We start from the raw sequence: 21,262 nt of genomic DNA on the forward strand, positions 1-21,262 counted from the left end.
TCACCAGTCCCTGTTCTCGTCGGCAAAAGAGCCGTTCATTTCAATAAACCGGGCGACCTCAGCCATCCCTTCCTGATTTTCCGCTTTCCAGCGTTCGGCACGCAGACGACGGGCTTCATTCTGCATGGTGGTGCTTACCAGACCGGAGATATTGACATCATATGCCTTGAGCAACTGATAGCTGTCACTGTCGACGGTGACTGTAATGCGCTGCTTCATAATGCACCTCATCCTACATACTCTCTATACACAATTAAGTATACACCAGTATTACGCTATAGCATGCCTCAGGCAATGGAATATTGTTATCAGGCTATTATTAACACTCACATCAATAACCAACACAAAAAGTAACCATGGCAGTAATAACCAGCAATGTAGTAACCATGCTAAATTACAGAATAACTGTTTTTTCATGATCCGATTTTTATAGGATTCAGGAATTTCAGGAAGTTGATCACGATCAGTGAATAAGCGAAGTGATCTTTTCTGCCGCTGATGACTGGCTCGCGAACACGGGAATAAACACAACATACAGTGTTATGTCAGCGGGCATGAACACAACATCCTGTGAAATCTGGCCAACGGACGGCAGCGAAGGATCTGCGGATCCGGAACCAGGAGTTTTCGGATCTCTGCGAGAAGTGAAAGAAACTAATACAAATAAAGCAATAATTACCAATTATTATTGCTTTTATTTCAACATTGCATGATAGGCAACAATCATCACACTCTGTTGCTGCAATCAGCACACCGGAAAGAAAGCCCACCTCTCATGCGTAACCGTTACATGTGCTTCGGGTTCAGATCAAATATTGATTAACCCTTGACGGAAATAAAATGAAGCCGGAACGAAATCGCCTTAATATGAATAAAATTATTCAAAGCCTTCGGGCATTTATCAGCAACTGAATAAAGGTATCAAGGAATGTATCCTGTATTTGAGAATGGCTCCTGCTGGGTCAAGGTAGATTTTCATCTTCATACCCGTGCAGATAAAGAATTTCGCTATGCCGGTGAATCCGACAGATATATTCGCGACTACGTCAGTGCCCTGAAAGCGGCTGAAGTGGGCGTCGGCGTGATCACCAATCACAATAAATTCGATCCCGGTGAGTTTAAGGCACTGCGCAAAGCTGCGCGCCATGAAGGCATAGAACTGCTTCCCGGCGTGGAGCTATCCGTTAATGATGGCCAAGCCGGTGTACACACACTAGTAGTGTTTGCTGATGAATGGTTTATCAATCCGCAGCAGACAAACCATATTGAAAGTTTCCTGACTTCCACGTTTGCGGGCATTGATAATTTTGAGAACGAAAATGCCCGTTCAACAGAAAATATAACACAGACTATCCAGCGCCTTGACCGGTACGAACGGGATTACTTTATTGTGTTTGCCCACGTGGAGGCCCCTAACGGATTATGGGGCGGGCTGAGCCCTGGCAGGATCAGAGAGCTTTTTGATAACGAGCTTATCCGCCGGCGCGTAACGGGATTTCAGAAGGTGATGACCCACGACCTGCGGGTCAAAATTAAGGACGTGCTCGGTGAACGCTACCCTGCCGAAGTCCAGGGATGCGATGCCAAAACGCTGGATCACATTGGTGCCAGAAAGGTCGCCAGCTATCTGAAACTGGGGGATTACAGTTTTGAGGCTGTCCGCTTTGCGCTACAGGATTTCCCGCACCGCGTCAGCAGGGAGAAACCAGCACTGAGGCACAGCCATATCCGCCAGATAGCATTCGAGGGAGCCGGTTCGCTTGGCGGAACAGTAGTGAAATTATCTCCGGAGCTGAACACCCTGATAGGAATCCGCGGCAGCGGCAAATCCTCCATCCTTGAAGGGCTCCGGTATGCCCTGGACATTCCGTTTGGCGAGAAGGCTTCTGACCGCGATTACAAAGAAAATCTGGTCAGTAATTTACTCAAAAGCGGGGGGAAGATTACCGTTGAGGCCGTATGCCGTCACGGGCGGACCTATCAGATAGTCCGTATCTTCGGTCAGGAGCCGCAGATCATTTTTGACGGACAGATCCAGCACGGGGTGACGCTGAGGGAAACGGTGCTGCACAAGCCGGTGTATTTTGGCCAGAAAGATCTGTCCAATACCGGGGCCGGATTTGAACACGACCTGATTGAAAAACTGGTTGGAGAACGCCTGGCTGCCGTGCGAAACAAAATCCGCCAGCAGGAAGAGGTCGTCCTTGACAAGTTACGCGAGTATCGTCGTCTGAAAACATCAGGAGAAACACTCGGTGAATGGCAGGCGAAAGAGAAGGATGCGCAGTTCCGCCTGCGCTTTTATGCCCAGCACGGTATGGAAGAAAAACTGGCGCGTCAGACCACCTTCGGACGGGATGAGCGCTACCTCAGCAGTACTACTGCACGAGCAACTCGGGCGCTGGACAGTATGCAGGACGTGATCAGGGAAACACTCGATGAGCTGAAGCAGGATCAAAAACATGAGTCCCCCCATAACCAAGCGGATATTGATGATTATCGTGAGGGATATGACCGCTTTACCGCTCATCTCAGCTCCCTGAGCACGATTGTGGACGGCGCCCGCCAGCTTCTCACAGAACTCGATACAAAGCAGCAGGCTTTTCTGGAGAAAAAGCTGGCGCTGACGGAAGAATTTGCCGAAATAGAGCGTGGCCTAGCTGAAGAGCTACGGCAGGCAGGCGTGGAAAAAGCCGATCCGGCTGACTTTCTGAAACTGAAGGCCGGGCTGGAACTTGCGCAACAGAAAATTGCCGAGCTGACCCGGGCTGAAAGCAGTCAGGCGTTACTGGAGAAAAATCTGACAGAAGCGCTGAACCGATTGCATGAACTGTGGGTGGAAGAGTATCAGGAAATTGAAGCCGTGCTGACCGGCATCAGCCAGGCCGATTCGCCTCTGAAGATCGTGCCATCCTTTGCAAACGACAAAAAAGCCATGCAGGCCGTTCTGAAAGAGGCCTTCACCGGCAGCCGGCTGCGGGAAAGTACTTACCAGACCGTGGCTGACAGCTTCAGAGATTTTGGCGAGCTCTGGCTGAACAGGGATAAACTGCCGGGGATTATCAGCGGTTCTGCAGAGACATTCAGCGTGTATCTGGAACAGCAGATAGAATCGCTGATTGTCTGGCAGATCCCGAATACCTACACCATTGAATTCCGGGGCAAGCCCCTGGAACAACATTCGCTGGGTCAGCGCGCCTCCGCTTTAATGCTGTTTGTTCTGAATCAGCAGGATAATGATGTGGTGATCATCGATCAGCCCGAAGATGACCTGGACAATCAGACTATTTATGACGACGTGATTAAAATCATCCGGACAATGAAACCCCGTACCCAGTTTATCTTTGCCACTCATAATGCCAACATACCGGTGCTGGGAGATGCAGAGAATGTCTGTACCTGTAAATATGCGGGCGGAAAGATCCAGACATCCGCTGGCGGTGTGGATGCCCCGCCAGTACAACAACATATCATTTCTGTGATGGAGGGCGGGCGGGAGGCCTTTGAGCGGCGCAGGGAAGTTTACGGCTCATGGCTCAGTAAAACCTGATTTCCTCAGGCATGTAGAACATGCAGAAAAAGCCGCTTTGCGGCTTTTTCAATTTTCCGATTATTACTTTTTTCGGATCTCAGGAGAGGGGAAGAAGGATTTGTGCTGATAATGCAATACTAATGATATATTTTTAACTTAATTGCATTATTGCTTATTTGTCATTAATAACTGAAATACATTGAATAATTATCAATGAAAGAACGAGGCTCATATTTCCCATGTAAATTATATGCCCTTGTAGAGAGCGAGACGGTAGTGAACTTGCGGTACTAAGAATAAACTGTACCGACTCTTCCTGGGCACTGGAATGTTCAGATGTACGACAGAGCCCTGCGCCTTTTGTAATAAATAATTAAAGGACTGAACATGGCGACCACAGTAATAGCTGCCTTTAACGAATTTATGAAAGATACCGTGAATCTCAAAAAGGCAGATACCGATGACGCGCGTGCAAGTCGCGACTGGCTTATCGGTAAGATGAATGATTTTGAGAAGGACGATAAATTTCCGGTGAGTTTCCCAGCGATCCATATTGCCTTTGGCTCCTTTGCCAGAAGAACCAAAATCCGTCCGCTTGATGATATCGATCTGATGTTTGGCTTAACCGGGCAAGGTGCCACCTATACCATCCTGAGTGACCGGATAACTGTAACCTCCTCCGGAGAGGGGTCACGTCTGCACAGTTACCGCCATTCCGGAGCTGACACCGTCTGCTCCGTCAGAATTCTGAATGCCTTTAAAAACCGCCTGCAGGACATTGCCCAGTACGCCCAAGCTGATATCAGGCGTAACCAGGAAGCTGTCACGCTGAAACTGGTCAGCAAGGACTGGAATTTTGACATCGTCCCCTGCTTTATTACCAGCGAAGATGCCTTTGGACGGACTTACTACCTGATCCCCGATGGCAACGGCCACTGGAAGTTTACCGACCCCCGTAAAGACAGGGACAGAGTCACTACTATCAATGTGCAGAATAACGGCAATGTGCTCAATGTCATCAGAGCAGTCAAATACTGGCAGCGGCGACCGACGATGCCATCCATGAGTTCCTACCTGCTGGAAACGCTGATTCTGGACTATTACGCTGGCAGGACATCCTGCTCATCGTTTGTTGACATGGAGCTGGAAGCTCTTTTCCGCCACCTTGGTCAATCCGTGCGGTACTCTGTCAACGATCCCAAAGGCATACAGGGTGATATCAACTCACTTTCAGCCGAGGCACGTAAGGCGATATCGGACAGATGTTATCTCGATGCGCAAAAGGTATCGGAGGCGAGATGGTTTGAAAATAATAAAGAGTATGAAAAATCCATCAATAAATGGCGCGATGTGTTCGGGCCGTTCTTTCCTGTTTACGGGTGAACCATGAATGCCATTTACACAAACCAGTCGACCAGAGAAAACATGGATTTACTGTATGCGCAGGCCCGTGTCTACGACAGGGTAAAAAACTGGAACAGACTGAATTTTCTCTTCAGCATCATCGTACCGCTCCTGCTTTCTTTCGTTACCGTATACAACCGGAGCCGGGAATTTGTCGATTCAGAGTTGTTGTCTTCGCTGTTGGGGTTATATGGACTCCTGGTGCTTACCTTTAACATTGTTATCAGTGGACACATCTCGGCTCTGCGCAGGAAGGCAGCCTCAATCCAGGAAATGTACGACTGCCGGGTACTTGGCATCCGGCGTAATGAACTGAAGGTGGAGGAGATCCCACGGGATGACATCATCCGGGAAGCTGCATATTTTAGAGACAGCCCGGAAAAAGCACGAAAGCGATTTGGCGAAGAGGGGTGGTACGTCAGTAAGGTGTATGACGCGCCGCAGGCCGTAATGGCGCTCCTTTGCCACGGAAAAAATCTCGGCTGGGACAAATCGCTCAGGGAGGTTCTGCACGTATTTTATCTTTCCGCTTTTATTGTCTCGCCTGTCGCGATGCTTGTTTACGGCATCGTCATGAAATCCGGGCTGAATGAGATCCTCTTCTATGTGGTGTTCACACTGCCGGTCATCCGCTATTTCTTGCTTCAGTTTCTGGATAATCGCAGCAGTATGAAAAGAAGCGAGAAGCTGAAAAAGTACGTTGAGAAGGAATTATCCGGCATAAGGGTGTCCGGAAGGGCAGAAGAAGAGCAACTGGCTTATACGCTCCGGAATATCCAGGATGAGATGTTTACCTACCGGGCCTCATGTCCGCCCGTTCCCAACGGTATTCAGCTGATAATGAAGCCCAAAAATGAACGAATTTATGTTGATTACTTTGAAACAAATCTGAAGGAGCTGCACCTTCAGAAGTAATCCCTCCTTAGCTCCGGTGTAGGATTTACGTATGCCGGAGCACATCCGATAAACAATTCTGGTTGCCTGAGTGTCAGCGTAAACCCATAGTCACCTTCGCCTCAGACGGTTAGTTACACAGTATTGCAAACAACATTTCAGCTCCTTTAAAATTAAAAGGACAACTCTTGATGCTCTCATGACTACGTCGCACTGCATTTATAAACCAGTAGCCATCATTCTGTCCGGGTGAGCACGCTTGCCATGACAGTTCTCCTAAAATTACATCGTAATCGTTTTCTAAAGCGTATGAGATCGCGCCGTTATCATTAACTCTGGGTTTAAAATGAAGGCGTCTTTTTTTCTTTTGTTCGCACGTACGTACTATTGAAAAAGCTGGCAGAGGAAATGGAAAAGAGTCCCCTTCTGATGTCCTACAACACAGATCATGATCACCAGTAAAAATAATGCCAAAGCCTATAGATTCATATTTCTTCAGGGCATCAGTAATCTCTTTAAAAAGCAGGTTCTGACGATGCTGAAGCTCATTTTTGCGACGCTCACACCGTATATTCAACTGAACGCAGTAGTCCAGTTGAGCCCTTATACCGAAAAGAATCAAATCCACATCTGTATCTGCCATAATTATTCTTCTCCTATCTGAAAAGACCACCTTTCAATCAGACTATGATTCTCGATAAAACGCCTGAGTGCCGTAGTCCGTTACATCTACAGTTTTTGATCTACGTTAACAACATTCTCCGGCCAGGAGAAGCAAGACGTTAGGCTCAGCGGAGGGCTGAATCAGCCAGCTACAGGAGGCGAATAACTCGCCCAGAGCGTCCACATTTCCCGTTATCGGAGAACGCCCTGTCGAGTGCTGATTTAGGGATATACACCGCACAGGTGTTCTAGTTGGTGTTCAGCCGAGTTGCTGACGTCCTTCCTCAACCTGGTCATGGAACCAGGTATTATGCTGCCGTTCAACGGTTTGCCGCATTTACGGATGCAAAGCAAAACAGGCTTGCTGTGGTCGAGATCCTACTTTGCCGAAAACCGGATCTGCGGAGAAGATAAGACTAATTGTTGCGGGTTAAGCACAAAAACCAGTTAATTGTTGTGATGAGGAGATTATTGCTTAGTAAGCAAAACTAATGGAATGGTGGTGCCAATATCGCAACAAAAGGTCTGAGAAAACTTTTTTTCATTTTTTTGGAAGGCGGTCTTAAAGGCCGCGTCGGATTTCCTAAATACAGTTTTACATAAGGAACATCGTATGACTGTATTTCTCATCCTCACCGCCATCGCATATGGCATCTTTCAAACCGGCTGCATCATTCAGTTAGTAGTGAAGGGGTATCAGGGCTGGACATTATTCTGGAAAAACTATGACCGTCTCCCCCATATTTACCGTTCTCACTGGCGATATCAGAGACGCTTCATTTTCAGACGCATCTGGAAACGTATCTTCAGCCATTGATAATCTTATCGAGCGGCATCCCCAGTCCGGCCAGCCAGCACCAGGTCGTGTACACCATACTGGCCTAGCCTGATTTTCACTTCCGGATTGTCCGCTCGTTCACAGCCAGCCGGTTGGCCAGCTGGCTGTCAGTAAGGGAGATAAGTCCCCTGACCAGCTGGATTTCGTCGACTGTGGGCTTCTGCCAGTCTTCTCCGCTGACCAGCGTATAGCCATTAAATTTTTTGGCCTCGATAAGATCGCTGAAATACCCTTCGGCATCCGCATTCATAATTCATCCTCCTGAGCAGATTGCCACAGCACAGGGTTTTCCGGCGTATAATAATAGCCATGATCCAAATCCTGCTTATCCAGATATTCATTAAGCTTGCTTAGCTCATAGGCTGAATAAAAAGTACTGGAAGAGCCAACATTATACATATCGATTGTTGTCATTACATTGTCAATGTAATCAAACGAGACCTTGAAAAAGTTTAGGCTCCGATCTTGGCTGCATTTTAGCCGCTCGGGACGAGGAGAAAAAACGTCTATTCGCGGATTGAAATATGATGCAACGCCAGTAATAAAGCTGAGAGTAAAGTTATGGGATAAAGGAAGATAAATTCTGTTTTCATCTTTATAAAGACAAAAGATATTGGGTGCTATTGCGAATGCCGGTCTGGGTTCAGTGCTGTCGAAATCATGACCTGTATGAATAACCTCAATGGTATGGATACCAGCAAAAATCTTGTTTCTTAATATATTGATTTTGTCATATAGAGTTGGTTTATTCAGAATTGATAAAAGTCCAAACAAAACAAACAGCGCTCTGCTTTTATCTTCTTCGGAAGAAACTGAATTAGCAACGCGCAAAATTTTGAGATAGAAATGATCGTCCATTAACTCAGGATTTGTGTGAGGCAACTGATTTATCGAATGGATGTATTCTGATAAGTGATCCTGTATATCTGCATGGAACTGTTCAAGCATTTCATGCTTGTACGGATTTTTATTTTGTGGATTGTGCAGATTGAGCATTAACTGCATCACCGCAAAACTGGCGAGTTTCTCTACCGGAAAATCTTCCGGCTGCGTGTGACGAAGGCGTGAGAAATTGTGCTCATGAATGATATCGTTCACGATCCCGGCGGTCAGGCGTTCGTAGACACCCAGTTCGTCTTCAATATCGAAAGGCTGCCCTGTCTCAGCATCAATAAGGCGAAAGCAGTTTTTCGATACTGCCACACTGGATATTGGCAGAGGTTGCGTGTGAAGAACATTTTCTTTATCAGGCGTCATATACACGGTGTGACACCATACTCGCTGCTTTTCTTTTGCAGACAGGGCTGTGTCATCGCTGCGAAAGTTGCGTAACACCCACTGTGAAAGTACATGCTGATTTTTTGTGTAGTCCATAACATTTCTCTCTGATTAAACAGGTATACCGCATCAGAAGTCGAATTCTGTTGCCTCATCGTGACCTGCAAGTCTGACGGGTTCGGGAACATGTTTACGGCGAACGATTTTTTCCGGATAGCTGAGGAAATGCTTTTCAAAAACCCGGATAAGAGCGTCATTCCAAGTCGCCTTTATTCTTATCCGGACCTCATGCGGCTCTATGACGGTTATATTATAACGCAGGTTAGTTGAGTTATTTTCTTGAAACTTACGAAGAGACTCTCTGGAATCATCGCCGAGTTTACCAGTAGTCCATAACTCAACATTAATTTCAGCATTGGGGTATTCCCTTTTGGCATAATCGAAGAATACCGGCACCTGTTTACCAATCCATCTTTTCACATCTTCATGTTTCACTGTCGAATAGGGCTTATAACCCTTGCATTCAATAAAGGTGATTTTTGCATTTCCCTGTCGGCTCAGGACATCGCATTCTGCAGTCCCCTTCCTCTCTGACTTACATATTTTACCAACCTCAACATCATTACTGTTTATGCGCACGGTCTCAGCGACAATATATTCAAATAAATCCCCCTGAAGCTGACTGGTTACTCCGGCAATACTCTCAAGCTTGGACATGATGTCATCTATTGCGGCTATATTATCTCTTAAGCTGAGCGTTATTGAACCAACCAGATCCCGTAACTGAAAGAGTGCATCAGCAAAGTCTTTTCCGAACAGATTCTCCGGTGTCGCGGGTATTATCCCGGCACGCTTCATTTCCAGAAAAGCTTCTTCGCTGTATTCGTCGGCAACAAACATAAACAGGCATCTTGGGCTGTTCCTGAGGCTGTTTATTGAACGACATTTTGTAATAAAGGGCTGGAGGTGCACAAGACTGAGCTTACAGCCCAGAAGCATATCGCAGACAAAGAAACCAGGCCGAATTTCCCCTGACAGGGAGAACTGCAGAAGAGGATTAAGATAGGATGCAGCAGTGACGTCAAAATCAAAATTTGCCACACAGGGCGCCTGATCTGAATCGAGTTCTTCCCGTGTGCGCAGCGTGTCGTAACTGATGATACCGTTATGTCGGACCCACTGACTCAGGGATTTCATCAGAACGGACTCTGTAAGCAGCCTGGCTTTGAGGGGATGGAGCGCGCGCTGATACCCGTTATCATTTTTTTCTGTCAGGGCCACGCACTCCCCCAGACCGGGTAACGTAACGAACCTGACCATCTTGTACTGAAGCAGACCGTCCAGAACTGACTTCCATGATAATCTGTTTTTCATTGCTACTGGTGAACCGCAGGCAGAAGGAAAATGCCTGACCGGCAGGATCCCCCCGCGAGCCCGGAGGCAACTCAGGGCAAGACCGTAGGCCGACCCGGTATCAAGGAGGGCTGTATTGAGACTGGACCAGAAGCGCCCGCTACCATACTGCTGCTTCAGATAAATAAATCGTTCGCGCTTGGGGAAAAGCTTGTCAACACAGTGGATCTGCCCTGCAGAAGCCGCCCGGGAAATCTGTTTGCGCGCGGTATCACGATTAACTCCCTGGGTTTTCTGCATTTCCTCTACAAGTACAGAGCTAAGGCAAGGACCGGTTTTGCGTAACGAAGTAACTATAAGTGATGTCATCTTTTGCTCGCTTGTCACACTGCGTATTTAATAATAACAATACATTTGAGCTGCTAAACAACAAAGCCTGTGTTTTAGTTAAATAATTACAGTAATTTAAAAGACATATATAAGGCTGTTTAGATTATCTGTCACAAACCAGTGTTTCCTGAAGGAAACACTGGTACTTACAAACGTAGTATGGATGACAGGTACAACCTAAAAGATTCAGCCATCAAGCTCATGCAACTTCGTGAATTCAACGTTCACAATTTCATCGAGACAAACAGATATACCATGTCGATCAATACCGAACACTGCACCGCTATCCGGCGGCAATTTTCTAACGGACGTGTATGCGTAACTTAGCGCGGCTTCAAATGCACCTTTTTCATACTCAATATCTGCCCTGAAACAGACTATGCAGGGTTTCAGTACCTTAAGATAATGTTCTGTAAGATCCTGCCCATACTTTTTCTGGTAAGCATTGCAGACATCTTCTACCAGCTCCGGTAGCCGCAGATAATCGTGCTGCCAGAGTTTGCGGGCATGAAAATGAACCTCCTGTACAAGGTACCCGTATGGCCCCCAGTGCATTTCGTTTCTGGTGCGCGTCCGGAAGAGAGTATCAGGTACGCCAGCATGAAAATTCCACGCCTGCAATCTCTCTTTGACCACAGCGTCTGGTGCGAGATTTACCAGCATATCCATCACCAGTGACTCAGTCTGGTTCAGCGGAAGTAAACCACTGTCAAAAGTATTGTCAGCTGAAGTGCGGGTACCGTGAAACCAGTATGCGGTGGTGAACTTGCCCGGAGAACCCAGCTCCCTACATACGTACTCTCTCAGATATTGTTGAGAGTCGATCATGATGGAATGATCCGTCTCGTAAATCTGTTCAAGATCGAGAGATAACAAAACCTTTTTTAGCTCCATTACACTGCAACCAAAACCGGAGGAAAGTGAAAGCAGCGCCTGAGATCGTGAGGAGCAATCGAGAATCAACATTGTGTAAATCCCTCACAAACCCAAGACGTTAACAGCTGGGGCTCCACGGCGGGCCATATTGTCGAGCAGCAGGGTCGCATAATATTTCAGAAAGGGTAAAAGCTCCGGAGCGCTGAAGCTGGCGTAGACGTCCCCATCTCCATGGGATTCTCTGAAAACAATCCAGTCTACAAGGTGTGCATCGCTGACTGACTTTACCTGGACACAGAGATGAGCCACTGAATTCCGCATCTTATGGATCAACTCCCGCAGGTTCATTTCCGGTCCGGGCAACTGTGACTCATGTAATCCCATTTCAGCTTTAAGCTGCAACGTTAAACGGTCGGCAGGCAGGAAAGATAACGCCCTCTCTTTCGGTAACACAATAAGACCCAGAAGGCAATTCAGGGTCAACGTGTAGTTGTACTGCTCCCTGAATGGCTTGCCCTGTACCTCAATCATTTCGTTATATTGATCGATAAGCGCCAGTGTTCGCTGAACAAAATCGGTCTCAAAATCTGAATAATTTCCCATCTAACCCTCCCGTTCCGGTTCGAGAATCCACTATACCATCCGGTCAGCCTGACGGCTCTGGTACGACATTTCCGATTAAGCCGGAAACCGGATCTGCACGACGGGAAACGGGCAAATGATATGATAATTAAGCAATTCACATAAAATCATATCAGATATGATTTTTATCATTAAAAATTAAACAATATCTGATATTATCAGAAATCAAGAGCACACAAATCATGCAGGATATGATTTTTACCTATCAGAACATTATCAGATGGAGCGTGCAGGATGGATCAGGAAATGACGTTTTCACTCAGCTATGAACAACTGACCCGGTTTGCGGAAAAACGCATCCGGGAATGCAATCTGGACAGCCACGGCGTAACTTATCTCTGCGAGTCAGCCAAAGCCGGAGCCGTGCTGATCTTCTGGCATGAACTGGCCATAAATGGCTATACCTCAATGAATGCCATAAAGAGACAGGAGATCATTGACGCCGACCATCAGCGCCTCAGAAAGCTCATCTGGCCGGAGGATGACTGGAAATGACCCAGAGCCGCCGACCGTCGCCACTGCAGCGGAGAGTGCTGATTGTGCTGGCTGCCCTTGATGAAAAACGGCCAGGACCCGTGCTGACGCGGGACATAGAACGGGTGCTGGAGCGAAGCGGGGAAGCCCCGGTCTACGGGCCAAACCTGCGCGCCTCCTGCCGTCGTCTGGAGGATGCCGGCTGGCTGCGTACCCTGCGCGCTCCGAACCTGCAGCTGGCAGTGGAGCTGACGGACGCCGGCCGGGCCGTGGCACAGCCTCTGCTGCTGGCAGAACAGGACCGCATCCGGGCAGAACAGCGTGCGGCAGAAGTCGTCGTACTGCCGCTGGTCCCGGCAGCAGGTCTGCCCGCAGGCGGCACTTCTGCCACTGATCTGGCGGTGGAGCTGAACGGCATAACGTATCAGGCCTGTCGTGGGGATTTTGTGGTGCGTCTCGACGGCAGCACCTGTCTGCAGTTATGGAATAAAGAAGGCAGAGTGGTACGCCGGGAGGGCGATCCGCTGGAAGTGGCGCAGTGGCTGCAGGCCTGTCATGATGCCGGAATAGAAGTTCGTGTACAGGTTAATGAAAGCGTCACTCCGTAAAAACATGCCAGCACGGTTTACACGTCATCCCATGATGGCAGCCGGTTAACTTTCCTGCGCCACCAGTGGAAAGAGGCCATGAGCAGTCCGAACAAAAAACCACCCGTGATACTTATAATAATGGCCTCACCTGCCACCATTCCTGACGGCCCCAAGTAGATAAACCACATTGCACATCCCCAGGAAATGCCCCATAAGCTCCCCATCAACAGCGTGACCTGCCAGAACGGCATAAAGGGTAATGGCGGAAGCCGGATACCCAGCCTCCAGAGAATACGCAGAAGAGGAGGGGCATAATTGCTCCGCCACATCTTTTTGCTGTCCATCAGGGCAATGGCCCGGGCTTTTTTCTGCTCAAAGGTCACAGGAACACCTCCGTTCCATGATGTAAACGTGACACAGCTTATTGTTATTGATTATTATTATCATGCTGTGATTATGTTGTCATGCACCGGTACACTGACAAAAGAAAGGGAGAACAGGAGGCTGGCTGATAAATTTTAATCCGCGTAAGCGGGCCGTGAGGGCCGCTTACAAGCGTGTATGAGATCAGTTTGGATATTCGAAATTATTGTACGTTTAACGCACCATACATTAATGCTAATGTATGCATACATTAGCATTAATGATGAAGGAAAAGAATAACAATGGCAGTCAACCCACTTCTTTTTTGGATTTCTTAATTTTCGTCTGATAAAGCCGCTTTACCCGTTCAATTTCTGCCAGCGTTGCGGACCAGTGTAGTTCGGCGGCATGACGATATCTGGCAGCCATTTTTTCCACCATCTCCGGATTGCTGTCCGCGCTGCGGTGCTGACGCCCCTTCTCCCCAAAAACTTCAACAACCAGCCACTGGCTTCCGGTTCTGCCGAACAATGTCTTGCACAAACGTCTCACAGTCAGCGGGGTTAAATCTGGATCGGGATCGTAGGCAATGGTAGCAAAAATAAAGCGCAGCATTTCTGATGTCTTGTAACGCTTTACGCTGGCAGCCAGGCGTGCGGCACGTTGCGGTGCTTCCCAGCGGTCGTTACTGTAATTAGCCACTTCAGCCAGATAATCCTTTTCAAGTTTTTCAGCCGTGTAGCACCTGCCGCCTAAAAAAAGCCGCATGGCCTCCCTGGTTTTGTCTCTCACATATCATCCCTCATTAATGCTAATGTACGCATACATTAGCATTAACATGCTGACAGCAACAAGCGGCGGATTTACGTCCGGATAACGTAAATGATTGCGGTATACAGGCCAGGCGGTCAGATTTCCAGCCGTGCCTGTTCCTGCAGCAGTTCCAGATGATATGCAGCAATAGCGTTTACCACCCCTGCCGTCATCCGTGCGTCGGCGATCGCTGAGTGTGCCAGCCCTTCCCAGGTCAGTCCGGCCTGGCTGGCAGCACTGGCCAGTGAAATCGTGCCATAGCGGTTGGTGGCCCCATAATATCCTGCTGCCAGCTCCATCGCACAATATACCGTCATTTCTTCCAGCCAGTCAGCCGGATCGCTATGTGCGGCAGCAGTCTGTTTCAGAATGCGGATGTCGAACCGGGCATTAAAGATAATTACTGGTCGGCCCCCGATAGCATGACGCAGTTGCCGCGCCACATCTGTCCATGATGGTGCGCCGCAGAGAGCCTGCTCACTGATACCATGCACGGCGGCGGCCTGCGCCCCGATGGCGACCGTGGGCTTCAGCCTGGTTTCAAATACCACCTGACCGGCCGCATCGGTCAGGCCGATTTCCAGGGCTTCCGCGGTATTATCCAGTCCTGTCGTTTCAGTATCCAGAAAGAGTGGTGCCAGACTCAGCCAGTCATATGCCTGCCGTGCCATCCGGCCACTGGTGCTGTTTAGTCGGGATAAAACGGAAAGCCGCTGGCCAGCCAGCTGTTGTTTACTCGTCAGAGGGCGTTTCTCACGCATCGGAACACAGTCTGCAATTCGGTATACAGCGAACCTGCCACCATAACTATTTTTATACCACTTAACCGGCTCAGCACCGGGGGCTGGCTTCATTCTGAATTCATCGCGCAGACGTCCTTTCGAGAAACACCTGTCTTCGGCAATCGCCTGCGCACGTCTGGTGACCAGCTCATCATTATTCATGGTTCTTGCATCTCCGTCAGACGTTTTTATATCCGGACAGCCCCTCTATGGCCACTTCTGTGCAGTATGCAATACTCGCAGGATATACACTTTTCCCCACTGGCTGTCGACCTCATAAACCAGAACAAAATGCGGGTGAATAACCAGTTCCCGGGTACCTTCCACACGACCGTTGCGGCCTTTATACGGCTGCCCGGCCAGGCTGCTGGCTGAATAACCAATCCGTTCGTCCAGTTCAATGGCAGCCATCAGGTTCTGCTCCGCAATGTACTCACGAATGCGCTTCCTGTCCTGGCTGGCCAGCATGGTCCAGAATATCTCCATCATTTACCGGCAACCTTCCTGCTCATTTCATCCCGCCATGCTGCAGCAGAGGATTCGACCATGTCATGGGGAAGCACATCGCCGTGCTCGAGTTGCTGACGTCCTGCCGCAACCTGGTCACGGAACCAGGTATTATGCTGCCGTTCAACGGTCTGGCGCATAAAATCCCGGATTAACTGGGAGCCATTACGGTCCATGCTTTTTGCAGCGGCCATAAAAGCATCCTTCAGTTCAGCGTCGATTCTTAAACTCATATTAACCTGTGCCATTTATCACCTCGTCATTACTACGTATATACACAGTATATAACGATTCAGATATCGTCACCAGGATATGCCGCGTCAGCGGCATGGAAGGCGGCACTCTGTTGTTGCATATGACACAGGAGTAAAACCGCCGAAGCCCGGCGTAAGCCGGTACGGACTGATAGATTTCACCTTACCCATCCCCAGCCCTGCCAGACCATACCCGCTTTCAGCCATGAGAGAGCTTCTGTGCGCGGTCGGAGTGGTCCCGACGAGGGTTTACCCGAAGTCGGGGCGTATCTCCGCGTTAGCGGGCCGTCAGGGCCGCTTACGAGCGTGTACTGAGAACTTCCAGCCAGAAGACTGACAGCAATGATAATGTAGTTACAACATTCATAATTAAAAGCGACTCTGTTCCGGCCCGAAGGGCCGGGGCGGGGCCGCTTTTCAGTTATGAGGGAGGGGCTTTGTGGTTTCAGTTCTGCGCGGGACCGGGGTTTTCCTGGTGGTTGTATTTGAGTGTTGTAACTAAAATGGCTCCGGTCGGGGCCCGCCGCTTGCGGTGGGAGGTGCATATCTGTCTGTCCACAGGACAGGCAGTGAATAGGTTTTCTTTTTAAATGAATGTAGTTAAGTAGTTTAAAGGAGATATAAACAGGTGTTTAAAAGATACATTGCACCCTGTAAGGCTGGCGGATGGCGCTTTATGACATGAACGGTTGTAACCTTATGGGGAAGTCCCTTGCAGTTAAATGTGGATAAGCAAAATTCCTCGTCTGTGAGGCGTGTTTTGTATCAAAAACAGGAGGGACCGGATGCACCTGAAGGTGGATGATGAGGTTGTTTTTTGTATGCGGTGCTGTTTTTTTGTTCGCCGACAGGCTTCAGGCGTGCAGATGCCTCCGGTGCGGGCCGGATTATTCAGAGGAGGTCACTTTCAGGGGGAAGCTGTGGCCAGCCGGCTGTAATTACGGTTACGTGACAGAATCATGCGCTCTTTCACACGACGCTCCACTTCGCGTTTTACCGCCTCACGATTGGCAGTGAAGCGCCCTTCCGAGATTTCACGCGTCAGCTGCCGTTTCACCAGGGTGACGATATCCTGACGTTCCCTGTTCGCATCACGACGCGCACGGGCACGCTTTATTCCACGGGACTTAAGCTCTGTCTGGTAACTGCGGAAACGCTCACGCACAAAACGCCAGGCTTTCGCTATCAGTTCATCCATACCCAGGGTATCCAGTCCCTGCTTTTTGCGCTGTCTGTTTTCCCATTCAACACGACTGCGGCGCGCAGCAACTACTGCATCCTCAGACACATCAAGGGCGGCAAATAGCGCCGGTGTGAACGTGATATCGGTCGGAATGTAGCACCCGATAAGCGGATCATATTCCGTCTGGTAGGTAATCAGTCCCAGCTCTGCAAGGAACGTCAAGGCTCGGGTGGCCCGGGTGATGGAGAGTTTTCCGGCAGCAGACTCCGTCGCCAGTCCGCACTCAATGGCCAGCGTAGTGATGGAGCACTGGACGCGGTTGGCCAGCGGGTCATAGTGAAAACACAGCCCCTGCAGCAGCGCATCAATAGCCCGGCGACGCAGTACCGGTGGCATGCGCCGACGCAGTCCCTTCGAACGGGCATGTGCCACATGAATGGCGAAATCAAAACGGGAGGTGAAGCCCACCGCCTTTTCCATCAGTTTTTCGCAGAACTTCAGCGTTCCGGCACCTTCACGGGGTGTGAACACCGGATTCGGGTTTTTAACCTGTGAATAGTATTTTTGAAGGAGATCAGCCATGTCCCCCTCCAACACTATTCCCCCTCCTACGGGCGGCAACTAGCTCGTCTGGGCCGACACGTAAAGTTTCGAACATATCTGGTCTGAACCAGATGGTTCCTCCATCAAAAGCGATGAGATGAAGATCATTATCAAGAGTTTTGAGGGCTCTCCAAACACGAGTGTATGAACCTCCACTACAAACTGAAAGCTCTTTAACAGATAAGTTAACTTTGTTCGTATCAGGGATGTAGTGTGCGCACATTACTTGTACGAGGGAAACATAAAAACTAACCATCGACGCGCTGATTTTATTTTTACGTTTGCCATGCGCTATTGCAAGAAAACCTCTGATGAAGATCAGATGCTTGAAGGAGTCAAAATGAGCCCTTTTCTGGAGAAGGCAGCAAAACGGGTGAGGATACTTGCTGGAATCAATGTGAAGATCTGATTCAATCCCACCCGCTATTACTGAATGTGTTTCATGATTAGCCACACCATCCTGCACTTACAATGCACAGAAGGAGTGAGCACAGAAAGAAGTCTTGAACTTTTCCGGGCATATAACTATACTCCCCGCATAGCTGAATTGTTGGCTATGCGGTTTTATGGGGCCCCGGTAATCTTTCTAGTCGCCAAACTTGAAGAAGATTATCGGGGTTTTCGCTTTTCTGGCTCCTGTAAATCCACATCAGAACCAGTTCCCTGCCACCTTACGGCGTGGCCAGCCACAAAATTCCTTAAACGATCAGCAATCTACCACTCACTCCTGAGATAAGCAAGAATGTGAATATTTACGAAGTCGCTCTGCGTTTCAACTCTGATTCAATCAGTTTTTCAAGCATCTGCGCCTGAGTAATACCTTCCTCATCCGCAAGTTCACTCAGCCTGTCTTTTAACCGGGCCTGAATAACCGCATGAAAAGCCTTATGAGTGTTGCTTCTGCGAGCCAGAGAAGCTCTTTGCCTCTCTCTGGCCGGAACAGGGTTACCTTTCCGGTATGTACGCTTGGTGCCTGATGAGGAAGTCACTGCATTTTCTGTCTGCGACATCTCGCCTCCTCAATTCTCAAACAGGGATCGTTTCGCAGAGAATACTACAGTTTTTTGAAATCAGCGACTTGAAAGTTGTGACGATGATCTGTGTTGGCGCACAAATCATGTCTGATTACGACCGTTTAATGTGATTTTGATAATGAAATGACTGAAAAGCTGGAAATGCCTTAGCCAGGGTGCCGGCCCCGGGCGGGACCGGCTGTTTCTGGTATATAGGATGTCTGCCCCTGAAATACCTCACACTTCCGGAAAGCGGGGACTTCCGTGCTTCGTAGGCCAGAGTTACCTGCACCACTGTATTTCCTCTGTGAATATTCAGCTCACATAACCGTTCCCTGAATATCAGTGAAAAACACAACACCATGGCGCACACGGCGAGCAACCCGATAAGGGCATATTTCGTCATAAACTTTGACCTCTCTGCAAAGAAGAGGCTACAATCAGTAGTGTTAAGGTACTTCATGCAGACCTCACGAGTTAATGGATTAACGAGTGGGGTCTTCGCATTTCTGGTACCTGCGTCTTGCCTGAACCAGAAAGGCTCAGACACCCGCCGCGATAATACCACATTCCCTGTTGCTGGCTATTACCCCCATTTGCCTGTTTTTGTTACAAAAACGCCGGGAGCGGGGGAAAACTTACTTTTTCCCGTTTCCGGGGGGGACAACTGAGCATTGCGAACGCGTCAGCTACGATGTTCCGGTGATTGCTGATCAGCCCCTGTTGTATTCATAAACTAATTAACATTCATTCCGTCTGGTGCATAAATCTGCCCGTGAACATCTGCAGACAATACCGACCATAAAAAAAATAAATAATCCCAGTAGAATATATTTCCTCATATTATTATCCATAACAAATAAATGGCACCTGTACACCTGTATTTCAGGCAATCCTGAATATTGCAGCGCACATTGAATAAGACGTTATTTCGTGACATTAATCACAAAATATAAAATCGCGACTTAATACGGAAAAAACTCTGTGCTACTCAGAACTGACTGGTCATACTGCCCGACCGGATATTAAAAAAGCAAATCTCATAAACTCCTTTCAGCCTTCTGACTCCTGGAGTAATGAAGGCTGCTTTTTCGTTACACCCTTCCCCGGCAGCGCCGGTAGCAGTGTTCAGCCCTTTTTCGGGCAAACTGCTGCCAGTCTGTCCGGGGCGCAACACAGGCAGCCCGTCGCCATCCTTCTGCCGCTTCCATCCAGCGTCCACTGACCTCCAGAATAACGGCCCGGCTTCCGGCACGCTGCCAGCGCCAGACCTGACCGTTCCGTGAACTGTTTCTGAATCCATTCATCTTTATCACTCCTCTTTAACCCGTCAGTATTATGGTGTTAAATAATCTACTGAATTGGCTTCCTTTCGGGTACGGAAGTTTATTTCCTTTTAAGCCTTATTTCCCTGCCTCCTCTCTCTGATGGAGGCTTTTTTTACTTCTCATCAAGCACGGCCTGAAGTTCTGCCTTTATCCGGTTCTGGCGGCGGATTTTATCCAGACGCTCTGCCGCATACGCTTCCTCCTCCTGAGAAATATGCTCCGTCACATACCCTTCCGTGTCATACCGGCAGGCACCGGCTTTCATGGCACACAGATAGCTTTCTGAACGGGTGATGGCCTTCAGCGCCCTGCGCAGTTTTTTATGCGAGAGCGGGATATTCCGCTGCGCCACGTCTTCCAGTAACACGTCCCGGATACCGCAGGCCAGAAGCCGGGGGGTGTCACCGTCAAATAATCCCGGCCACCAGGGCTTCAGGGTGTTCACGGCTTCATCCAGTGTGGGCAGGTTCAGATAAATGGACAGCGCCTGTCTGGCCTGCGCTTTTTTTGCCGCCAGCTCTGCCTCCCGAGCCGCTTTCTCCACCAGCTTCTGCTTTTTCACCTTCCATTTTGGTGGCGTGGTGACATTGATGATGGTTTTCCGGTTGCGGACAGGCGCTGTTCCCTCTGTCTTCCGCTTCAGTGTCAGTACCGGTCGCTTCTGCTCTGTCATGCTGTGTTCTGCCTCTGACGAATCATCCTCTTGCGGCCAAAGATACCATACCCGTCACAGCGCCAGAACGCCCAGCACAGCCAGATGACAGGCATAGAACGTCGGGAAAAAATCCCCGGGCCAGAAACGGGGTAATGATTTTCCTGCACACGACACCAGACCAACGGTCAGCACCGTCATCACAAGGCCGGCCACCGCCGCTGCATCACTGGTGGCAAGGTTAAGCGCCGGAATAACAGCCAGCAGGCAGGCGACCAGCGCCAGACGTTCCATTCTGTCTTCCGCCCGGTACAGCCTGTGGCTGACTGCCAGCATCAGCAGCCCGGCAATGCCGTAACTGGTGCCGGAGAAAGGCAACCACATTGCCAGAAGCAACATGGTCTCTGCGGAACGCCACCAGGTGCGCGTTTCACACCATGTCAGCACCTGTGCCGTAACTGCAAAGGCAAACAGGATATTCCCCTCATACCAGGGAAAGCCGGCCAGATAATATGCGAACTGGGCAATCACCGCCCATCCCCACAGCCGGTTAATGGCCTCCTGCCGGATATGCGTATGACGGGACAGATTCAGCCCCCACACCAGGGCAAACAGCGGAAAGGCCCCACGCCCGACCAGAAACATCCACGACTGGTCCAGATGCAGAATGCGGTTTGCATGGTCCAGAACCATCAGCACCAGTGCCACCGTTTTGATGATATCCCGCTGTCCGGGTGACCAGACCAGCAACGACTGCAACCAGGTATCGGTCCGGGCAGCCAGTGAATCATTACGTGTTGTGTTCGTGTTATCCGTTGTCATCAGCGTTT

At 49.2% G+C, this 21,262-nt stretch carries 26 protein-coding genes and 1 pseudogene; 6 read left to right on the forward strand and 21 right to left on the reverse strand.

Translation table 11 applies throughout. The features are described 5' to 3' along the window. On the reverse strand, positions 1-219 hold the full coding sequence (gene ccdA / locus HUZ68_RS24320) for a type II toxin-antitoxin system antitoxin CcdA (RefSeq protein ID WP_000813634.1): 219 nt from the start codon (positions 217-219) through the stop codon (positions 1-3). Positions 220-928: 709 nt separating this feature from the next. Between ccdA and HUZ68_RS24325 the strand changes: the two genes are divergently transcribed. The 3 genes from HUZ68_RS24325 (at position 929) to HUZ68_RS24335 (ending at position 5,851) form a co-directional block, all read left to right on the forward strand. Then, entirely contained in the window at positions 929-3,550 is a 2,622-nt protein-coding gene (locus tag HUZ68_RS24325; RefSeq protein WP_020219157.1) for a TrlF family AAA-like ATPase, read from the forward strand. A gap of 369 nt (positions 3,551-3,919) precedes the next feature. Then, on the forward strand, positions 3,920-4,915 hold the full coding sequence (locus HUZ68_RS24330) for a nucleotidyltransferase family protein (protein ID WP_000246636.1): 996 nt from the start codon (positions 3,920-3,922) through the stop codon (positions 4,913-4,915). A 3-nt stretch (positions 4,916-4,918) separates the two neighbouring features. After that, entirely contained in the window at positions 4,919-5,851 is a 933-nt protein-coding gene (locus HUZ68_RS24335; RefSeq protein ID WP_000991832.1) for an S-4TM family putative pore-forming effector, read from the forward strand. A gap of 109 nt (positions 5,852-5,960) precedes the next feature. Here HUZ68_RS24335 and HUZ68_RS24340 read toward each other — a convergent pair whose 3' ends face one another. Next, positions 5,961-6,473 carry a hypothetical protein gene (locus HUZ68_RS24340; protein WP_194161621.1) on the reverse strand — a complete coding sequence of 171 codons (513 nt, stop codon included), beginning with the start codon at positions 6,471-6,473 and terminating at the stop codon, positions 5,961-5,963. 633 nt (positions 6,474-7,106) lie between these two features. Between HUZ68_RS24340 and HUZ68_RS24345 the strand changes: the two genes are divergently transcribed. Beyond that, a complete protein-coding gene (locus tag HUZ68_RS24345) occupies positions 7,107-7,310 on the forward strand; it encodes a hypothetical protein (RefSeq protein ID WP_020219159.1) in 204 nt (67 codons plus the stop codon). On the opposite strand, the pseudogene HUZ68_RS24350 reads toward HUZ68_RS24345, so the two are convergent. The 5 genes and pseudogenes from HUZ68_RS24350 to HUZ68_RS24370 all read right to left on the reverse strand — a co-directional run bounded on the left by HUZ68_RS24350 (position 7,300) and on the right by HUZ68_RS24370 (position 11,831). After that, positions 7,300-7,581: pseudogene (locus HUZ68_RS24350) on the reverse strand (korC). The gene HUZ68_RS24345 and the pseudogene HUZ68_RS24350 sit on opposite strands and share 11 nt — an antisense overlap. After that, positions 7,578-8,705 (reverse strand): DUF4238 domain-containing protein, encoded by a 1,128-nt coding sequence (locus tag HUZ68_RS24355; protein WP_020219161.1) that lies wholly within the window; start codon positions 8,703-8,705, stop codon positions 7,578-7,580. Before HUZ68_RS24355 ends, HUZ68_RS24350 begins: the two are co-directional and overlap by 4 nt. 33 nt (positions 8,706-8,738) lie before the next feature. Next, positions 8,739-10,331, reverse strand: a complete 1,593-nt coding sequence (locus HUZ68_RS24360; RefSeq protein WP_024201545.1) for a hypothetical protein — start codon at positions 10,329-10,331, stop codon at positions 8,739-8,741. A gap of 207 nt (positions 10,332-10,538) precedes the next feature. Next, on the reverse strand, positions 10,539-11,318 hold the full coding sequence (locus HUZ68_RS24365; protein WP_020219164.1) for a hypothetical protein: 780 nt from the start codon (positions 11,316-11,318) through the stop codon (positions 10,539-10,541). A gap of 12 nt (positions 11,319-11,330) precedes the next feature. Beyond that, entirely contained in the window at positions 11,331-11,831 is a 501-nt protein-coding gene (locus HUZ68_RS24370; RefSeq protein ID WP_020219165.1) for a HEPN family nuclease, read from the reverse strand. Positions 11,832-12,104: 273 nt separating this feature from the next. Here HUZ68_RS24370 and HUZ68_RS24375 point away from each other — a divergent pair, with 273 nt between their 5' ends. Together HUZ68_RS24375 and HUZ68_RS24380 are read left to right on the forward strand one after the other, a co-directional pair. Then, positions 12,105-12,365 carry a hypothetical protein gene (locus tag HUZ68_RS24375; protein ID WP_000371882.1) on the forward strand — a complete coding sequence of 87 codons (261 nt, stop codon included), beginning with the start codon at positions 12,105-12,107 and terminating at the stop codon, positions 12,363-12,365. Then, positions 12,362-12,952, forward strand: coding sequence for a hypothetical protein (locus tag HUZ68_RS24380; protein WP_020219166.1), 591 nt, complete (start codon positions 12,362-12,364; stop codon positions 12,950-12,952). Before HUZ68_RS24375 ends, HUZ68_RS24380 begins: the two co-directional genes overlap by 4 nt. Positions 12,953-12,969: 17 nt before the next feature. Here the strand turns inward: HUZ68_RS24380 and HUZ68_RS24385 are convergent, their stop codons facing one another. The 14 genes from HUZ68_RS24385 to traX form a co-directional block, all read right to left on the reverse strand. Continuing rightward, positions 12,970-13,317 (reverse strand): DUF6404 family protein, encoded by a 348-nt coding sequence (locus HUZ68_RS24385; RefSeq protein WP_194161622.1) that lies wholly within the window; start codon positions 13,315-13,317, stop codon positions 12,970-12,972. A gap of 289 nt (positions 13,318-13,606) precedes the next feature. Continuing rightward, the gene (locus HUZ68_RS24390) at positions 13,607-14,089 is read right to left on the reverse strand and encodes a hypothetical protein (protein WP_194161623.1); all 483 of its coding nucleotides are present in this window, start codon (positions 14,087-14,089) and stop codon (positions 13,607-13,609) included. Positions 14,090-14,205: 116 nt separating this feature from the next. Continuing rightward, positions 14,206-15,054, reverse strand: coding sequence for a 3'-5' exonuclease (locus HUZ68_RS24395; RefSeq protein ID WP_020219167.1), 849 nt, complete (start codon positions 15,052-15,054; stop codon positions 14,206-14,208). Between the two features lie 45 nt (positions 15,055-15,099). Then, complete coding sequence (gene yacB, locus HUZ68_RS24400) at positions 15,100-15,378, reverse strand: type II toxin-antitoxin system toxin YacB (RefSeq protein ID WP_001384452.1); 279 nt, start codon at positions 15,376-15,378, stop codon at positions 15,100-15,102. Next, positions 15,378-15,647: a type II toxin-antitoxin system antitoxin YacA gene (gene yacA, locus HUZ68_RS24405; RefSeq protein ID WP_000079928.1), complete on the reverse strand. Its 270-nt coding sequence runs from the start codon at positions 15,645-15,647 to the stop codon at positions 15,378-15,380. Before yacA ends, yacB begins: the two co-directional genes overlap by 1 nt. A 72-nt stretch (positions 15,648-15,719) precedes the next feature. Then, positions 15,720-15,860: a hypothetical protein gene (locus HUZ68_RS24410; protein WP_012512742.1), complete on the reverse strand. Its 141-nt coding sequence runs from the start codon at positions 15,858-15,860 to the stop codon at positions 15,720-15,722. Positions 15,861-16,560: 700 nt separating this feature from the next. Further along, positions 16,561-17,418 carry an incFII family plasmid replication initiator RepA gene (gene repA, locus HUZ68_RS24415; RefSeq protein WP_019842754.1) on the reverse strand — a complete coding sequence of 286 codons (858 nt, stop codon included), beginning with the start codon at positions 17,416-17,418 and terminating at the stop codon, positions 16,561-16,563. Further along, a complete protein-coding gene (locus tag HUZ68_RS24420; protein ID WP_074149688.1) occupies positions 17,411-17,893 on the reverse strand; it encodes a hypothetical protein in 483 nt (160 codons plus the stop codon). Before HUZ68_RS24420 ends, repA begins: the two co-directional genes overlap by 8 nt. Then, a complete protein-coding gene (tap, locus tag HUZ68_RS25060) occupies positions 17,886-17,960 on the reverse strand; it encodes a RepA leader peptide Tap (RefSeq protein WP_001442103.1) in 75 nt (24 codons plus the stop codon). The genes HUZ68_RS24420 and tap overlap by 8 nt, the downstream gene beginning before the upstream one ends. 231 nt (positions 17,961-18,191) lie before the next feature. Then, positions 18,192-18,449, reverse strand: coding sequence for a replication regulatory protein RepA (locus tag HUZ68_RS24435; RefSeq protein WP_000083845.1), 258 nt, complete (start codon positions 18,447-18,449; stop codon positions 18,192-18,194). 115 nt (positions 18,450-18,564) lie between these two features. Then, positions 18,565-18,915, reverse strand: coding sequence for a Hok/Gef family protein (locus tag HUZ68_RS25165; RefSeq protein ID WP_373415215.1), 351 nt, complete (start codon positions 18,913-18,915; stop codon positions 18,565-18,567). 631 nt (positions 18,916-19,546) lie between these two features. Continuing rightward, positions 19,547-19,759, reverse strand: coding sequence for a hypothetical protein (locus HUZ68_RS24445; protein ID WP_032084501.1), 213 nt, complete (start codon positions 19,757-19,759; stop codon positions 19,547-19,549). A 133-nt stretch (positions 19,760-19,892) separates the two neighbouring features. Continuing rightward, entirely contained in the window at positions 19,893-20,453 is a 561-nt protein-coding gene (locus HUZ68_RS24450; protein WP_063073483.1) for a fertility inhibition protein FinO, read from the reverse strand. 54 nt (positions 20,454-20,507) lie between these two features. Further along, the gene (gene traX, locus HUZ68_RS24455; protein WP_089533201.1) at positions 20,508-21,254 is read right to left on the reverse strand and encodes a conjugal transfer pilus acetylase TraX; all 747 of its coding nucleotides are present in this window, start codon (positions 21,252-21,254) and stop codon (positions 20,508-20,510) included. Positions 21,255-21,262 lie beyond the last annotated feature (8 nt).

It is taken from the genome of Shigella dysenteriae (genome assembly GCF_022354085.1).
In the GTDB taxonomy this organism is placed as follows: domain Bacteria; phylum Pseudomonadota; class Gammaproteobacteria; order Enterobacterales; family Enterobacteriaceae; genus Escherichia; species Escherichia coli.

Coding starts and splice junctions, on each gene's coding strand:
- ccdA (WP_000813634.1), bottom strand. CDS start 219: ATGAAGCAGCGCATTACAGTCACCGTCGACAGTGACAGCTATCAGTTG.
- HUZ68_RS24325 (WP_020219157.1), top strand. CDS start 929: ATGTATCCTGTATTTGAGAATGGCTCCTGCTGGGTCAAGGTAGATTTT.
- HUZ68_RS24330 (WP_000246636.1), top strand. CDS start 3,920: ATGGCGACCACAGTAATAGCTGCCTTTAACGAATTTATGAAAGATACC.
- HUZ68_RS24335 (WP_000991832.1), top strand. CDS start 4,919: ATGAATGCCATTTACACAAACCAGTCGACCAGAGAAAACATGGATTTA.
- HUZ68_RS24340 (WP_194161621.1), bottom strand. CDS start 6,473: ATGGCAGATACAGATGTGGATTTGATTCTTTTCGGTATAAGGGCTCAA.
- HUZ68_RS24345 (WP_020219159.1), top strand. CDS start 7,107: ATGACTGTATTTCTCATCCTCACCGCCATCGCATATGGCATCTTTCAA.
- HUZ68_RS24355 (WP_020219161.1), bottom strand. CDS start 8,705: ATGGACTACACAAAAAATCAGCATGTACTTTCACAGTGGGTGTTACGC.
- HUZ68_RS24360 (WP_024201545.1), bottom strand. CDS start 10,331: ATGACATCACTTATAGTTACTTCGTTACGCAAAACCGGTCCTTGCCTT.
- HUZ68_RS24365 (WP_020219164.1), bottom strand. CDS start 11,318: ATGTTGATTCTCGATTGCTCCTCACGATCTCAGGCGCTGCTTTCACTT.
- HUZ68_RS24370 (WP_020219165.1), bottom strand. CDS start 11,831: ATGGGAAATTATTCAGATTTTGAGACCGATTTTGTTCAGCGAACACTG.
- HUZ68_RS24375 (WP_000371882.1), top strand. CDS start 12,105: ATGGATCAGGAAATGACGTTTTCACTCAGCTATGAACAACTGACCCGG.
- HUZ68_RS24380 (WP_020219166.1), top strand. CDS start 12,362: ATGACCCAGAGCCGCCGACCGTCGCCACTGCAGCGGAGAGTGCTGATT.
- HUZ68_RS24395 (WP_020219167.1), bottom strand. CDS start 15,054: ATGAATAATGATGAGCTGGTCACCAGACGTGCGCAGGCGATTGCCGAA.
- yacB (WP_001384452.1), bottom strand. CDS start 15,378: ATGGAGATATTCTGGACCATGCTGGCCAGCCAGGACAGGAAGCGCATT.
- yacA (WP_000079928.1), bottom strand. CDS start 15,647: ATGGCACAGGTTAATATGAGTTTAAGAATCGACGCTGAACTGAAGGAT.
- HUZ68_RS24410 (WP_012512742.1), bottom strand. CDS start 15,860: ATGGCTGAAAGCGGGTATGGTCTGGCAGGGCTGGGGATGGGTAAGGTG.
- repA (WP_019842754.1), bottom strand. CDS start 17,418: ATGGCTGATCTCCTTCAAAAATACTATTCACAGGTTAAAAACCCGAAT.
- HUZ68_RS24435 (WP_000083845.1), bottom strand. CDS start 18,449: ATGTCGCAGACAGAAAATGCAGTGACTTCCTCATCAGGCACCAAGCGT.
- HUZ68_RS25165 (WP_373415215.1), bottom strand. CDS start 18,915: ATGAAGTACCTTAACACTACTGATTGTAGCCTCTTCTTTGCAGAGAGG.
- HUZ68_RS24445 (WP_032084501.1), bottom strand. CDS start 19,759: ATGAATGGATTCAGAAACAGTTCACGGAACGGTCAGGTCTGGCGCTGG.
- HUZ68_RS24450 (WP_063073483.1), bottom strand. CDS start 20,453: ATGACAGAGCAGAAGCGACCGGTACTGACACTGAAGCGGAAGACAGAG.
- traX (WP_089533201.1), bottom strand. CDS start 21,254: ATGACAACGGATAACACGAACACAACACGTAATGATTCACTGGCTGCC.